The organism is Flavobacterium pisciphilum (assembly GCF_020905345.1).
Lineage (GTDB): Bacteria > Bacteroidota > Bacteroidia > Flavobacteriales > Flavobacteriaceae > Flavobacterium > Flavobacterium pisciphilum.
This window is the reverse complement of the sequence record NZ_JAJJMO010000001.1, coordinates 4161833-4176518: the sequence shown is the minus strand read 5'-3', so window position 1 is coordinate 4176518 and position 14686 is coordinate 4161833. Positions and strand designations below refer to the sequence as shown.

Annotated in this window: 16 protein-coding genes; 5 read left to right on the top strand and 11 right to left on the bottom strand. The window is 31.8% G+C overall.

Going from position 1 to position 14686, the window contains the following annotated elements:
- Window positions 1–111: 111 nt before the first annotated feature.
- Window positions 112–993, bottom strand: a complete 882-nt coding sequence (locus tag LNQ49_RS17800) for a PPK2 family polyphosphate kinase (RefSeq protein WP_229990356.1) — start codon at window positions 991–993, stop codon at window positions 112–114.
- Window positions 980–1147 (bottom strand): hypothetical protein, encoded by a 168-nt coding sequence (locus LNQ49_RS17795; RefSeq protein ID WP_229990355.1) that lies wholly within the window; start codon window positions 1145–1147, stop codon window positions 980–982. The genes LNQ49_RS17800 and LNQ49_RS17795 overlap by 14 nt, the downstream gene beginning before the upstream one ends.
- A 55-nt stretch (window positions 1148–1202) precedes the next feature.
- Here LNQ49_RS17795 and LNQ49_RS17790 point away from each other — a divergent pair, with 55 nt between their 5' ends.
- Complete coding sequence (locus LNQ49_RS17790; protein ID WP_229990354.1) at window positions 1203–2036, top strand: DUF6929 family protein; 834 nt, start codon at window positions 1203–1205, stop codon at window positions 2034–2036.
- 1 nt (window position 2037) lies between these two features.
- Complete coding sequence (locus tag LNQ49_RS17785) at window positions 2038–2625, top strand: LURP-one-related family protein (RefSeq protein WP_229990353.1); 588 nt, start codon at window positions 2038–2040, stop codon at window positions 2623–2625.
- 61 nt (window positions 2626–2686) lie between these two features.
- Here LNQ49_RS17785 and LNQ49_RS17780 read toward each other — a convergent pair whose 3' ends face one another.
- Window positions 2687–3532, bottom strand: coding sequence for a L,D-transpeptidase (locus LNQ49_RS17780; protein ID WP_229990352.1), 846 nt, complete (start codon window positions 3530–3532; stop codon window positions 2687–2689).
- A gap of 255 nt (window positions 3533–3787) precedes the next feature.
- On the opposite strand from LNQ49_RS17780, the gene LNQ49_RS17775 reads away from it, so the two are divergent.
- Window positions 3788–4504: a 3-ketoacyl-ACP reductase gene (locus tag LNQ49_RS17775; protein WP_229990351.1), complete on the top strand. Its 717-nt coding sequence runs from the start codon at window positions 3788–3790 to the stop codon at window positions 4502–4504.
- 120 nt (window positions 4505–4624) lie between these two features.
- Here the strand turns inward: LNQ49_RS17775 and mtaB are convergent, their stop codons facing one another.
- On the bottom strand, window positions 4625–5959 hold the full coding sequence (gene mtaB / locus LNQ49_RS17770; RefSeq protein WP_229990350.1) for a tRNA (N(6)-L-threonylcarbamoyladenosine(37)-C(2))-methylthiotransferase MtaB: 1335 nt from the start codon (window positions 5957–5959) through the stop codon (window positions 4625–4627).
- Between the two features lie 637 nt (window positions 5960–6596).
- Here mtaB and LNQ49_RS17765 point away from each other — a divergent pair.
- Together LNQ49_RS17765 and LNQ49_RS17760 are read left to right on the top strand one after the other, a co-directional pair.
- Entirely contained in the window at window positions 6597–7118 is a 522-nt protein-coding gene (locus tag LNQ49_RS17765; RefSeq protein WP_229990349.1) for a hypothetical protein, read from the top strand.
- A gap of 314 nt (window positions 7119–7432) precedes the next feature.
- Entirely contained in the window at window positions 7433–8536 is a 1104-nt protein-coding gene (locus LNQ49_RS17760; RefSeq protein ID WP_229990348.1) for a helix-turn-helix domain-containing protein, read from the top strand.
- Window positions 8537–8561: 25 nt separating this feature from the next.
- Here the strand turns inward: LNQ49_RS17760 and LNQ49_RS17755 are convergent, their stop codons facing one another.
- The 7 genes from LNQ49_RS17755 to LNQ49_RS17725 form a co-directional block, all read right to left on the bottom strand.
- Complete coding sequence (locus LNQ49_RS17755; protein ID WP_229990347.1) at window positions 8562–9089, bottom strand: GNAT family N-acetyltransferase; 528 nt, start codon at window positions 9087–9089, stop codon at window positions 8562–8564.
- A gap of 12 nt (window positions 9090–9101) precedes the next feature.
- Window positions 9102–9905: a Cof-type HAD-IIB family hydrolase gene (locus LNQ49_RS17750; protein WP_229990346.1), complete on the bottom strand. Its 804-nt coding sequence runs from the start codon at window positions 9903–9905 to the stop codon at window positions 9102–9104.
- 87 nt (window positions 9906–9992) lie between these two features.
- Window positions 9993–10211, bottom strand: a complete 219-nt coding sequence (locus LNQ49_RS17745; RefSeq protein WP_229990345.1) for a putative signal transducing protein — start codon at window positions 10209–10211, stop codon at window positions 9993–9995.
- A 39-nt stretch (window positions 10212–10250) separates the two neighbouring features.
- Complete coding sequence (locus tag LNQ49_RS17740) at window positions 10251–10904, bottom strand: DEAD/DEAH box helicase (protein ID WP_229990344.1); 654 nt, start codon at window positions 10902–10904, stop codon at window positions 10251–10253.
- Window positions 10905–11000: 96 nt separating this feature from the next.
- Entirely contained in the window at window positions 11001–12164 is a 1164-nt protein-coding gene (locus tag LNQ49_RS17735) for a sigma-54-dependent transcriptional regulator (RefSeq protein ID WP_229990343.1), read from the bottom strand.
- A gap of 105 nt (window positions 12165–12269) precedes the next feature.
- Window positions 12270–13586, bottom strand: coding sequence for an ABC transporter permease (locus LNQ49_RS17730; protein WP_229990342.1), 1317 nt, complete (start codon window positions 13584–13586; stop codon window positions 12270–12272).
- A gap of 149 nt (window positions 13587–13735) precedes the next feature.
- Complete coding sequence (locus LNQ49_RS17725; protein ID WP_229990341.1) at window positions 13736–14656, bottom strand: ABC transporter ATP-binding protein; 921 nt, start codon at window positions 14654–14656, stop codon at window positions 13736–13738.
- Between the last annotated feature and the right edge of the window lie 30 nt (window positions 14657–14686).

Below are 14686 nucleotides of genomic sequence, written 5' to 3'. Positions count from 1 at the left end.
AAAAACACTACAATAAATACTTCGTTTTCTACACCTTCCTTTATTATTTTTGCAAAAAATGCTTGATTTCAAACTTACAATAACATCAAACCAAAAAAAAGAGCCTTATTTCTAAGACTCATTTTCTAACTGCTGTTTATATATTTTAATATTATCTTTTATCTTCTCATCCAGTTCAGGTTCCTTAATATCGGTATGTTTTTGCATCACTTCCCAAATAACCTTTGCTACAATATAACGAGCCATTTCTTTATCATCGGCTGGAATTACATACCAAGGCGCATCTTTGGTCGAGGTTTTATTTATAGCCTCTTCATAATACTCCATATATTCCTCCCAATGTCCTCTTTCCTTTAAATCTCCTACCGAAAATTTCCAGTTATGCTTCTCTTTTTCCAATCGTCGCAATAAACGCTGGCGCTGTTCTTCTTTACTCAAATGCAAATAAAACTTAAAAACAATAATTCCATTCTGGGTAATATGCTTCTCAAAATTATTGATTTGGTCAATTCTATCCTTCCAAAAATCCTTAGGAATATCTTCTACTTTCTCAATTCCGGGCAAATTCTCATTTAATATAAATTCAGGATGCACACGAGTAACCAAAATATTCTCGTAATGTGTACGGTTAAAAATCGCATACTTCCCCTTTTCAGGCAAAGCAAGATAATGTCTCCATAAATAATCATGTTCCAACTCTGTCGAATTAGGTGTCTTAAAACTATGAACCACAACCCCACGAGGATTAAACTCCTTAAAAACTTCACGAATCAAACTATCCTTCCCCGAAGTATCCATTCCTTGCAAACAAATCAAGACACCGTACCTATTATGAGCATACATAACATCTTGCAGTTTACTTAATTTGGCTTGCACCTTATCCAGCTTAACTTCTTTTTCCTTCTCATCGGCATCGATATCCAATAATGTAGGGATCTTTGATAATTTTATTTTATCAACAACTTTAAAATTCTTTGGGTCAATTGATTTCATATTTCATCGTTTTAATTAAAGTAAATATACTATTTTTGGTCAGCTTTTTCCCGCTTTGCATTACAATACTTTTCAGTAAATTGCTTTTCTCTAATAAAGTTACAGGAGCTTCCGCTGGTCGCTCTGTTCCTTCAAGACAAAACAACAATTTCATTTCAAAGTATTTTCATTACAATCGGGGCTGAGACACCTGCACTAAAACAACATCCATGGAAAAATTCACACTCGAAATCCTATTCCAAATCATAGGAATCGGTTCAGCATCAGGGCTTATATATCAAGACAATTCATTATTTATCATTGGCGATAATAGCGGTTACTTATACGAATACAATATCGATAGCACCGATTTAAAAAAACATGAAATAATTGCTAATCCAACCGAAAACATTGCAAAAAATCTGAAACCTGATTTTGAATCCATCACAAATCACAACGATACCCTTTACATTTTTGGTTCCGGTTCTACCGATCAGAGAAACAAAATGGTTGAATTTGATTTAAAATCAAAAACTAAAATTGCAACAAACAATCTAACTGATTTTTATGCTGTAATGCAAAATTTCTCAGGTATAAAACCCGAAGATTTTAATCTCGAAGGAGCAATCTTTGATGGCGAGAACTGGTATTTATTCAATCGTGGAAATGGAAAAACCAATAAAAATGCCATCTTCACCATACATGCCAAAAACTTAGGCGAAGAGTTCAGCCTTATTGCAGTAGATTATAAGCTTCCAAAAATAAAAGGAGTTCGAAGCAGTTTTACTGATGCCATACTGGTTGATGATAAAATTTACTTTTTGGCTACAGCCGAAGACACAAAATCTACTTACAATGATGGAGAAATATTAGGAAGTTTCATTGGTCGAATCGATCTTAAAACCATGAAAATAGACTTCACCAAAAAGATTACCTCAACAAATAAATTTGAAGGACTAACATTATATAAAAAATCAAACTCACAAATCGAATTTTTGCTTTGCGAAGACAACGATACTGAAGTTTTAAAAACAACAATCTACAAATTAACTTTAAACAATTAGAATGAACCCTATCTTAAATCAAAACCTATTTTTAGTAAAAGAACATATCGGGATGTTCAAAGCTGCTAACAACTATGACATTTACAATCCTGAGAATAATCAAATAATAATGAATTGCCGAGAAAAAGACCTAGGCTTTTTCACCAAAGTATTACGCTTTACCGATTTTAAAAGAGCAACACCTTTTAACATTGAAATTTCAACTCCAGCTGGGGAAAAAATAATTAATGTAAAACGTGGTGTAGCGATTTTCCGTTCTACAGTAGAAATTTTCGACGAAAAAGAACGCTTAATTGGAACATTCAAACAAAAACTACTTTCTATCGGAGGGAAATTCGAAATTTTAGATAAAAACGAAAGACCGGTTTGTACACTACAAGGAAAATGGACAGGTTGGGATTTTAAATTTACCAAAGACACAAAAATGCTTGGTCAAGTAAATAAAAAATGGGCAGGAATGGGAAAAGAATTTTTCACCAGTGCCGATAATTATGTACTTCAAATAGAGAATACTGTTCCCCCTGATGATAGTTCAAGACAACTTATCCTAGCAGCTGTAATGTGTATTGATATGGTGTTGAAAGAATAATAAACAAATCAAATTATAGGAGCCACAAATTACCTCAACAAAAGGAATTTGTGGCTTTTTGTTATTTACTACTTTCATACTCTTCCCTATTCTTCTGTTCTGCCAAAATCTTTTCTAAGAAAGGTGCTGTTTCTTTTTCTATGTCATCTGCAGAAATTTCCAAAACATTAGGATCTTTAGCTAATTGTAGCCAAGGCTTCTTTCCATCAAAATCGTAAGTCCCAAAAACGACTACAGGAGTTCCTTTTACCTTTATATTTTCTTTATCAGCAAGAACCCATTGATCGGCCCAATCATAAAGATAACGGGCATCTTTTTCCTGAAGTCGCAAACATGAATGGGAAGCGGGATATCCAGGCAAAGCATATTGGTGAAAACCAACCCCTTTTTTGTTTTCTATATTAAAATTCCATTTCAAATCCCACTCATCATTAAAGGTGCTTACCGTTTGCTCAGCTTTCCAGTTAGTATAAAAAAGCCCTGTAGGTGTTGGATCTTTTTTTCTCCCCATATTAGTAGGCCCAGTGTAAACCAATTGCCCTTTCTCATAAGCCGCAAATGTTTGCGTTGGGTAAGAAAAGAATAGTATTTTATCAATATCTTTTAAATACGGTACTGTCAACGGAAACGGAAGATAATGCTCTACCTTACCATTTAAATCAGAAGGAACCAAGATAGAATCCATTTTAGTAAAATTAGCTTTATCCGTTCTGTTAATTGCAATAAGAATACCCAACTGTGCATCAGTGGTAGCGTTCGTTTTCAACCAATCTTTTCTATTCTCTATATGATAAGAAATCACTTTTGGTTTTTCTCTTATTTGCATTTCTTTTATCTCAGGAGTCTCATTTTTTTTACATGAGAATAGCACAATTGCTATAGTTAAAATAAGAAGTACTTTTTTCATAATAGATGTGTTTATTACAAATTTGCAGTATTCAATACAATAAAGCATTACATAATTATTACAATAAGTTCCTTTATTTAAAGATAGCTATAAAAGTAAAACCGAAAACGTAATAGTATTTCAAAACAGGAAAATCCAGTTAATTTTATATTAACAATCCATTCAAAAGACCATTTCCAAAATTCAAAATAAGTATTTTTGTACGACAAACGATATAAAACAAATTGTACTTTACAGTACATAAAAATAACTACTATGAGTAATCTAAAAAATAAAAATGCACTAATTACAGGTGCAGGAAAAGGAATTGGAAAAGCGGTTGCAATTGCATTAGCAAAAGAAGGTGTGAATGTAATTTTGATGGCAAGAACTCAAGCTGATATTGATAATGTAGCAAGCGAAATAAATGCTCTAGGAGTAAAATCATTGGCAATTACTGCCGATGTAGCTGACATTAACTCAGTAAATAATGCGGTAGAGAAAGCATTAGCCGAATTTAAAACTATCGATATTTTAATTAACAATGCTGGAATCGCAGCTTTTGGTAATTTTTTAGAATTAGAACCAGCAGCTTGGGAAAGAATTATTCAAGTAAACCTAATGGGTATTTATTATGTAACTCGTGCCGTTTTACCAAATATGATTGAAAACCAAATTGGTGATATTATTAACATATCTTCAACTGCAGGCTTAAACGGAAATGCATTGACTAGTGCGTATAGTGCTTCAAAATTTGCTGTATTAGGATTAACTGATTCTTTAATGCAGGAAATGAGAAAACACAATATCAGAGTTACAGCCTTAACACCAAGTACTGTAGCAACTGATATGGCTAAAGATTTAAAACTAACAGATGGTAATCCAGAAAAAGTAATGCAATCTGAAGATATCGCTGAATTAATCATTGCACAACTTAAATTAAATCGCAGAGTTTTTATAAAAAACAGCAGCATTTGGTCAACAAATCCTTAATAAAAACCTACCCAATATATACAATAAAACCCCTCGAAAAAGGGGTTTTATTATTTTATAGATTTTCATGTTTTACAGTAAATATTTTACATCTCACAGAAAACATCTCACAAAGAACAGTTAAGCTTCTGCCAGTTTATTTAAAAACTCCATACGAACGCTTCCGTCTTCATCAATAGTAGTCAAATTAATTTCGTGTAATGTATTTACTAATTCAGGATTCCAAGGCGTTTTTACTTTTACGTAATTCTCTGTAAAACCATGAATATAGCCTTCCTTATTTTCGCCTTCAAAAAGAACTGTTTTATTAGCTCCTAATTGACTTTCGTAAAAAGCACGACGTTTTTTAACTGATAATCCACGTAACATCTTACTGCGTTTAGCACGCACATTTGCAGGAACAATTCCTGGCATATTAGCTGCTTCAGTATTATCTCTTTCTGAATAAGTAAAAACGTGTAAATACGATATATCCATTTCGTTTAAGAAATGATACGTTTCAAGGAAATGCTCATCGGTTTCACCAGGAAATCCAACAATAACATCAACACCAATACAAGCATGAGGCATAACTTCACGAATCTTATTTACGCGCTCAGTATATACTTCACGAAGGTAACGACGTTTCATTAATTTCAGAATGTCATTACTTCCCGATTGCAACGGAATATGAAAGTGTGGTACAAAAGTTCTGCTCTTAGAGACAAACTCAATTGTTTCATTTTTCAATAAATTAGGCTCAATCGAAGAAATTCTCAAACGTTCAATTCCCTCAACTTTATCTAGAGCTTGTACTAAATCAAGAAAAGTATGTTCGTGTTTCTTGTTTCCGAATTCCCCTTTTCCGTAATCTCCAATATTAACTCCAGTTAGAACAATTTCTTTGATATTTTGAGCTGATATCTCTTTAGCATTTTGCAATACATTCTCCAAAGCATCACTACGAGAAATTCCTCTGGCAAGCGGAATTGTACAGTAAGTACATTTATAATCACAGCCATCTTGTACTTTTAAGAAAGCACGAGTTCTATCCCCTATTGAATAACTTCCTACATAAAAATCAGCTTCTGAAATTTCGCAAGAATGCACTTCGCCCATATCATTTTTGCTCAAATCATTGATGTAATCAGTAATTTTAAACTTTTCGGTAGCTCCCAAAACCAAATCAACACCATCTACCGATGCTAATTCTTCTGGCTTAAGCTGTGCATAACATCCCACAGCTGCGACAAACGCTTTATTATTGAGTTTCATCGCTTTTTTTACAACCTGCTTAAATTGTTTATCAGCATTTTCGGTAACCGAACACGTATTGATTACATATATATCAGCAACATCTTCAAAATCGACACGATCAAAACCTTCATCATTAAAATTTCTGGCAATTGTAGATGTTTCTGAAAAATTCAGTTTACATCCAAGCGTATAAAAAGCAACTTTTTTTCTATTTTCCATAGCAATAAACTACGTTTTAAGTAGTATCTATTATAATTTATCTCTTTACAAAAGAGTTTGCAAATTTACGTACAATATTTTTCAAAACGAAATCAATAATTAGCTATATATCAATATTTTGAGTTGTATAAACATTTATTCCCTCCAAAAAACACCAAAAAAGCAATACTGATTTTACTTTTAGCAAAAATGAAAAGCAAAATCTAGAAAAAACTAAGCATGAAGCGTCATTTTGACTCAATGAAAGTGCTAATTAGATATTTTTTGTAAATTCAAATAAAAAAAACAAAGCAAAAAACATTCTAACTAGAGAAAAATCTTATTTATATGTAGTCTATTTCTCCTTATATAACTACCTTAGACAAATAAATTCACATCCAATTAAATGGATATTAACAAGATGCATACATTAAAAAAAAATGATTTTAAAAACTAAAGTTTTCCTATTATACGCTTTGTTCGCGTAAATATTCGTCTTAAATTCACCCCACGAAAAATGTGGTAAAAACAATACTAATTAACATCAATTTACGTTAGTTATTTTTTCATAAAGTTATTAAAGTTCTTAATTGAATAAAAACATGAATGGGCAAGCCGAAAACCATATAGAGTAGGTATTAAAATTAATTAAAAAAACATGAAAGCATTTTTCCCCACAATCTTATTAATGCTATTAACTACTTTTGGAGTTCAGGCACAAACTGCTAGTACACCAACTACAAATCCTTTTCCTTCAATTGCTACACTTACCTCTTGGGCAAGTTACAATTCACAATCAAAATTTGATATTGAAATTCGTAGTATTGGATTTAAATTTGAAGTAAAATCTGTTGAAGAAGGTTCTACTGCTTATACCTACATCAGAAAAGTAACGGTAAATGATATCTCTTATACAGATAGAATCGTTTATAGAATTGCAAATGGTAATACTGCAAGTATTATATCATTAGTAACTGCTTCGACTGATTTAGTTTCATTGTACACTCCACAATTGTCAACTTACAAAAGCAACAACTGTAAAACTGAAATGTCTAAAGATAAAAATACAACTTGTACTTGTTACGAGAATGCTAATTACTCTATTGATGTTTGCGACGAGCGTGTAAAACTTACAATGGGTGATGGAAATAAATATTTTATTTCAGTAGCTAAAAAATAATACACTCCCCAAAGTATTATAACCTACAAACCGTTTTCCAAATTTTTGCACATCATAGTACGCTAAGATTACAAAAATTTGGAATTCTTTTTTCTTGACCATAAACAATTCAAACCTTGGTCAAACTTCAATTACTTCTCTTAAATAAACTAAGGCTTAGTTTTACACAAATAAAACTTTGACTTTCCTCCTCTTTACCTTCTCATTTATATAATTCCGCATAAAAAGTAAATCATTAATAAATTTGATTACTTTTAATAATTCTAAAAAAAACATATCCTTTAAAACATTGTAACCCATAAAAATTTGGAATAATGCAGTTTGAAAATCTTCAGAAATTTGTCATTGTTTTATTATATGGAGGTCTTATTTTACAATCTCATATTGTATTATCTAACCCAATGAATGTTAACAAGAAAGGTAATTTTTTCTTTGGTTTATTTCTGTTTTTCTGGTCAACATTTTGGTTTCTGGATGTTTTAACTTTTTGTGGGTTCTCACCTAATAGACTCTTGATATTCATAATTGATATTCTACAAATATTCACTCCAATATTCTTATTCTTTAGCGCTGTATTTTTTATAAATCCAAATTATCGTTTTAGGAAGAATGACTTATATTGTCTTATAATTCCTTTTATCTATTTCTTATTATTACTTAATTCTGAAAATAAAGTATTTTATATTGTTGCAATGTTTATTGGAGTGTCGCATAATTTATTATACATCATTATTATTTATTTCAAAATTCGTCACCATCAAAAAAGAATACAGATTATATCTTCTAATACCGAAAATATCAATTTGCAATGGTTCATCGAGCTTATCGTACAGTTCTTTATAATACTAACTATAACTGTATGCTATGAGCTTTACAATATATTCATCCATAAAAGAAATGAACATTTTATCATGGATTTACTGTTCTTAATTATTGCTTATAGTGCCTCTCGCTATTCTATAAGACAAAAGGAAATTTACCCTACAAATAAGAAACAAAGAGAAGAATTATTGTCGTTAAAACTAGAAGATAAAATACTCGCTGATAAGAAGAAATTAATACCAGATAATGAATTTGAAGATTTAAAACAGCAATTAATTACAATAATGGAAACGGAAAAACCCTATTTGGATGGGGAACTTAACTTGTTGAAACTTTCGGATCTGCTGCAAATTAATATTCATCAATTATCTTATCTCTTAAATACTGGTTTCAATCAGAATTTCTTTCAGTTTGTAAACAAATACAGAATTGATTTGGCTAAAAAATTGCTATTGGATAATTCACAAAAAAAATTCTCTATACTGGGTATCGCCTACGAGTCGGGATTCAACTCGAAAACATCTTTTAATACTATTTTCAAAAAAATGACGAAACTTACTCCTTCAGAATTCAAAAAGAAATATTCAGATTTGTAAACACAAAACATTTTAAAATCTAGGTCTAAAAATTAGGATTCTTTAGTTCATACCAAACTTCTTCCCCTTCATCTAGTATAAAGGAATTTACATATTTTAATCCAAGCTTTTCTAGTGTATTTCTAGAACCCGCATTTCCTTTATCTGCATAAGCATAAATAGCTTCTACTTTCATTTCATTAAAAGCATAATCTATAAAAGCCTTTCCTGCTTCGGTAGCATATCCTTTACCCCAATACTCTTCAATAAAACGATAACCAATTTCATAGAAATCCTTATGGTTATTGATACTTTCTGTAATGAATTTAATTCCAGACCAACCTATAAAAGTATTGCTTTCTTTAAGAATTACTGCCCAACGTCCAGTTCCAAAATCTTTATATTGCTGATGAACAAATTCAATATAAGCACGGCTTTCATCAATATGAGTCACTGGCTTATTTCCTAAATACTTATGTACATTTGGATTCGAATCAAGTTCAAACATTCCTTTATCATCAGTAGAAAGGAATTCTCTTAGCAATAAACGTTCAGTTTCTATTGAAGCTTTCATTATATAAAATATTTAATTCAAGATATAACGTTGTACAACCTCGGCAACACCGTGATTGTTATTTGATGCTACAATTACATCTGCCTTATCTCGTAATTCGGGAGTAACATTATCTACCCAAACTCCTAAACCAGCATATTCTATCATTGACAAATCATTACCTGCATTTCCTACAGCAATAATCTCCGATTGATTGATATTTAATTTCTCCGCCAAAAGCTTTAAGCTTGCTGCTTTATCAATTCCGTTTTGAGCTACCTCTAAGAAAAAAGGCTTTGACATTGCTACACTTAAATGAGGCATCGTAGCCTTTAAATCGGCCTCAAGTCCTTTTAAATAACTTGGTTCTTCAAGCAAAATACATTTTACTGCAGACGTAGTAACTGCTTCTTTAAAACTAGCTACTTTAGTATGTTTTAAACCCGTAATCACCTTTTCTATTTCAATAAATTCAGAATCAGTTTCGCTGATAATTTCATTATTCAAATACGTAATAATATGTGTTTTCTTTTCTATACTGTAATCATACAATTCATGAATTTGCTCTTTTGACAAAGTTTGTTCAAAAAGAATTTCGTTGTCTTTAACAGTACTAATAACAGCTCCGTTAAAAGAAATCATATATGAATTGTTTAAATCTAATTCCAGTTCTTTGGCAAAAGAAGTCATTGCCGAAGTTGGTCTACCTGAAGCCAAAACTACATAAACTCCCAGTTCTTGGGCTTTAAGAAGCATTTCTTTGTTGATATCTGAAATCTTATGGTCATCGGTCAACAAGGTATCATCCATGTCTAAAACCAACATTTTGTATTGCATATTCTTTTTTTAAATATTCAGTTACAGTCTTGCCTTTCAGTAAATTCAGAATAACCAAGACTGTAAACTGAGCCAAATAGTTAATCGTTAAAGACTCATTTTAAAATCTTCAATAACAGGGTTTGCTTTAGCAAAATCAGTCTCTTGAATAAATACCTCAACAGCTAAATCTGAACCACCAAAACCAGCTAAACGAGCCGATTGAGTATTATCTCTAATTTCTGTCGGTACCTGTGCCTCTTCTAATTTTAATTGTAAAGCTTGTGCTAAAATTCCACTTCCCGAAAACACTTTCATTAATCCCATATCGTTTCTATTTTATTTATTAATAACTTAAATTAAAATCTATTCTTCAATATCTTCCTCTTCATCCTCATTGTTGTCTTCCTCATCTATTTCAAACAAATAAGGCTCAAGTAACATTTTATCTGTCAAAATTTCAATACGTTCAGTAAGTTTTTCTGCAAAAACAATTCGCTGTGTTTTGGCAATACTATTTGAAATACGCATAATTTTAGTTTCATGACGTAATTTCAAAATTGGATCTGCATCATCCAAAATAAACATTTTCAAACGGTTTACATTATACCCTGCAGTAGTAAACATATCGCTTAATTTATTTGGAGTTCCAATTAAGACATCTACACCCGTTGAAATGTAGTTTTTATCATAATCCATATCTCCTTTATCATGCACTCCGTAAACTTCAAGATTATTGTACTTTCCGTACTTTTCAAAAAGCTCTTCCATTTCTAGCACCTTTGCTTTATCTTCTACAATAATCAAAGCACGTGGTGACTCTTCATTTTTACCAGCCAATTGCTGAATAACGTTCAATACAATCGTTGTTGATTTTCCGCTTCCCTTTGGAGCCACAATAATACAATCTACTCCACTCTTTAGCGTAGAAAAAGTTTCCTGCTGCAATGCATTAGCTTCGGTTAAACCGTTTTCGATTAATGCTTCCTGTAACTTTTCGTTTATTTTTTTTAGTTTCATCTTCAAAGATTGAAAGATTAAAAAATTGAACAATTAAAAATCAAACTAGTAGCCCAATCTTTCAATCATTTAATTTTAAAATCATTTAATTAAATTTTATTTACTTGCGAACATCTTCACATCTGTTTCAGAAATTTCGCTTCCTCCTAATATAATAAGGCGCTCTACAACGTTTCTTAATTCTCTGATATTTCCTGTCCAATCATATTCTTGCAATAATTGTATCGCCTGAGACGAAAACAATTTAACGGCATTCCCTTGTTCTGAAGCTATTTTTTCGGCAAAATGCGAAACCAAAGCCGGAATATCTTCTCTTCTATCATTCAATGCTGGCACTTTTATTAAAATCACTGCCAAACGGTGGTATAAATCTTCACGGAAACGCCCTTCAGCAATTTCTGTTTTTAAATCTTTGTTGGTTGCAGCAACGACGCGAACATCTACTTTTATATCTTTCTCAGCTCCTACTCTGGTAATCATACTTTCTTGTAAAGCACGCAATACTTTTGCTTGAGCTGAAAGACTCATATCTCCAATTTCATCTAGAAAAATAGTTCCTTTATCTGCTGCTTCAAACTTACCTGCTCTATCTTTTACAGCCGATGTAAAAGCTCCTTTTACATGACCAAACAATTCACTTTCGATTAACTCGCTAGGAATTGCAGCACAATTCACCTCAATTAAAGGAAAATTAGAACGTCCGCTTTTTTCATGTAATTGATGTGCTACTAGCTCTTTTCCTGTTCCGTTAGGCCCAGTAATTAAAACTCTAGCTTCCGTTTCAGCTACTTTATCAATCATCACTTTAATATGACTAATAGCTTCACTATCACCAATCATTTCGTAATTCTTACTTACTTTTTTCTTTAAAATCTTATTTTCAACAACAAGTTTTTTTCTGTCTAAAGCATTACGAACTGTATTTAATAAACGATTTAAATCTGGTGGTTTTGAAATATAATCAAATGCTCCAAGGCGCATTGTATGAATTGCCGTTTCCATGTCACCATGTCCAGAAATCATAACCATCGGAATCTCTGGTTTAATTTTTTTCACTTCTTCCAATACCTCAACACCATCCATTTTTGGCATTTTGATATCACACAAAACCAAATCGTAATCGTTGTTTTTTATCTTCTCTAATCCTGAAACACCATCTTCTGCATCTTCTACCTGATAGCTATCATTTTCTTCTGATAGTATCTTAGTAAGCACTCTACGTATAGCTGCTTCGTCTTCTATAATTAGTATTCTACTCATTTTTTTGAGGTTCTAAAATTCTCAAGTCCTAAGGTTCTGAGTTTTTTTTTGAAAGAAGCTAATCTTAGCAACTCAGTAACTCACCCCTTAGTAACTTTTAAAAAATTAATATTTAAGCCATTTATACAATTCTCTCCATGTAGGCTTCTTGCCATACATCAATATTCCTACGCGATAAATTTTGGCAGCAAACCAAACTACTGCAAAAAATGAAGCAAACAATAAAGTTACTGAAATAACTATTTGCCACCAAGGCACTCCAAACGGAAGTCGCATTAACATAACAATTGGTGAAGTAAGCGGTATCATCGAAAACACTACTGCAATAGTCCCATGTGGGTCATTTACCACAGTAAAGAAACCAATATAAACACTCAAAATCAAAGGCATTATAATAGGTAATAGAAATTGCTGAGAATCCGTTTGATTGTCAACTGCCGCTCCAATAGCTGCATAAAACGAACTATATAAAAAGTAGCCTCCTATGAAATAAACTACAAATCCAATTAAGATACTTGCAATTGGCAAACTCCATAATTCATTAATATACATCTGAGCAGTACCTATCAATTCTTTTTGCGCTACCTGCATTAATTCTGGCGGAATCTTAGCCGTTGGCCCCACGTTTACACCAAAAAATGCTGATGCTGCAAACATTAAAGCAAATCCTATTATAGCCCAAATTAAAAACTGCAATAAACCTGCCAAAGAAGTTCCGATTATCTTCCCCATCATCAACTGAAAAGGTTTTACTGATGAAATAATAATCTCTATAATTCGATTGGTTTTTTCTTCGATTACACTTCGCATAACCATATTACCATAAATAACAATAAACATCATTATCAAGTAACCAAAAGACCCTCCAATTGCAATTTTTATTTCATTTAATCCTTTTAAGCTTTCCTCCCCCGATGCTTTTGCAAGATGTATATTTACATTTGCCTGAGCATTTTTTATAGCCAATGTATCAAGATTTGCTTCTTGAAAATTAATTCTCGTAATCTCATCAGCAATTGTATTTTGTGTATTTTCAATAAAAGCAATACTCGGACTATTGTTGGATATAAATTCGATTTTACTTTCTAAATCCTTTATTTTATCAGTTTTAGGAATCAAAAGCAATCCGTCTAAACGTTCTTTGGCGATACTATCTTTTAAAGATTGTAAAGGTACTTTGGATAGGTCGAGATATCTAAACTCAATATTTTTTACATTCTGCTTTGTAAACTGCGCAGCAAACAAACCCGTTTCGTCATGAATTGCAATACGCTTTGTGTCGGCTTTCATGGAACTTAAATATCCGATAAAAGCAGCTATCCCAACAAACAATAGCGGACTTAAAAAAGTCATTACGACAAAAGACTTATTACGAACTTTAGAAATAAATTCTCTTTTTATAATTAATGATATAATACTCATTTTTTATTTTAGATTGTTAGATTTTTAGACTACTTAGACTTGCTTAGATTATTTGATTATTCATTTTTTTGATTTCTCTAGACTTTCTTGGGTTTATTAGATTTTAAAATTAATCTAAGTTGTCCAAAAATCTAAGCAAGTCTAACAATCTATTTGGTTACTGTTTGAATAAAAATATCGTTTACACTTGGAATTTTCTCAACAAAATGAGTCACCTGTCCGCGTTGCGTTAATATATTCAATAATTCATTTGGCGTTGCATTTCCAATCTGAATTTCCAGTTTTAATTCGTCACCCAATGATTTAAAATTGGCAGGTAAAACAGTGAATTTTTGTGTAATATCATACATCAAACCTTCTATATTGTCTGTTAATATCCCTAACTCAAAACTATTTGTCTTAAACTGTCTTTTTACATCGACCAATTTTCCTTCAATTAGTTTATTCGATTTATGAATTAAAGCAATATGATCGCAAAGCTCCTCTACACTTTCCATTCGATGTGTCGAAAAGATGATTGTTGAACCTTGTTCTTTTAATGCCAAAATTTCATCTTTTATGACATTGGCATTAACCGGGTCAAAACCAGAAAATGGCTCATCAAAAATCAATAATTTTGGTTTATGCAATACACAAACTACAAACTGGATTTTTTGTGCCATTCCTTTTGATAGCTCTTGAACTTTTTTGTTCCACCATCCTTGTATTTCTAATCTATCAAACCAATATTCTAATTGTTTTTTAGCTTCGGCTTTAGACAATCCTTTCATCTGAGCCAGATACAAACATTGTTCTCCTACTTTCATAGAACTGTACAGTCCTCTTTCTTCAGGAAGATATCCGATATGCTGAACATGTTTAGGTTGTAATTTTTCGCCATCAAGAATCACTTCTCCACTATCTGGCAAAGTAATCTGATTTATAATTCGTATAAGAGATGTTTTTCCGGCTCCATTAGGACCTAATAGCCCATAAATACTACCTTTTGGAACATTCAATGAAACTTCGTTAAGCGCAACATAATCACCGTATTGTTTTACGACATTATGTACTTCGAGTAAGTTGCTCATGCTTTTTTGTGGGTTTACTAAGTCAATTTG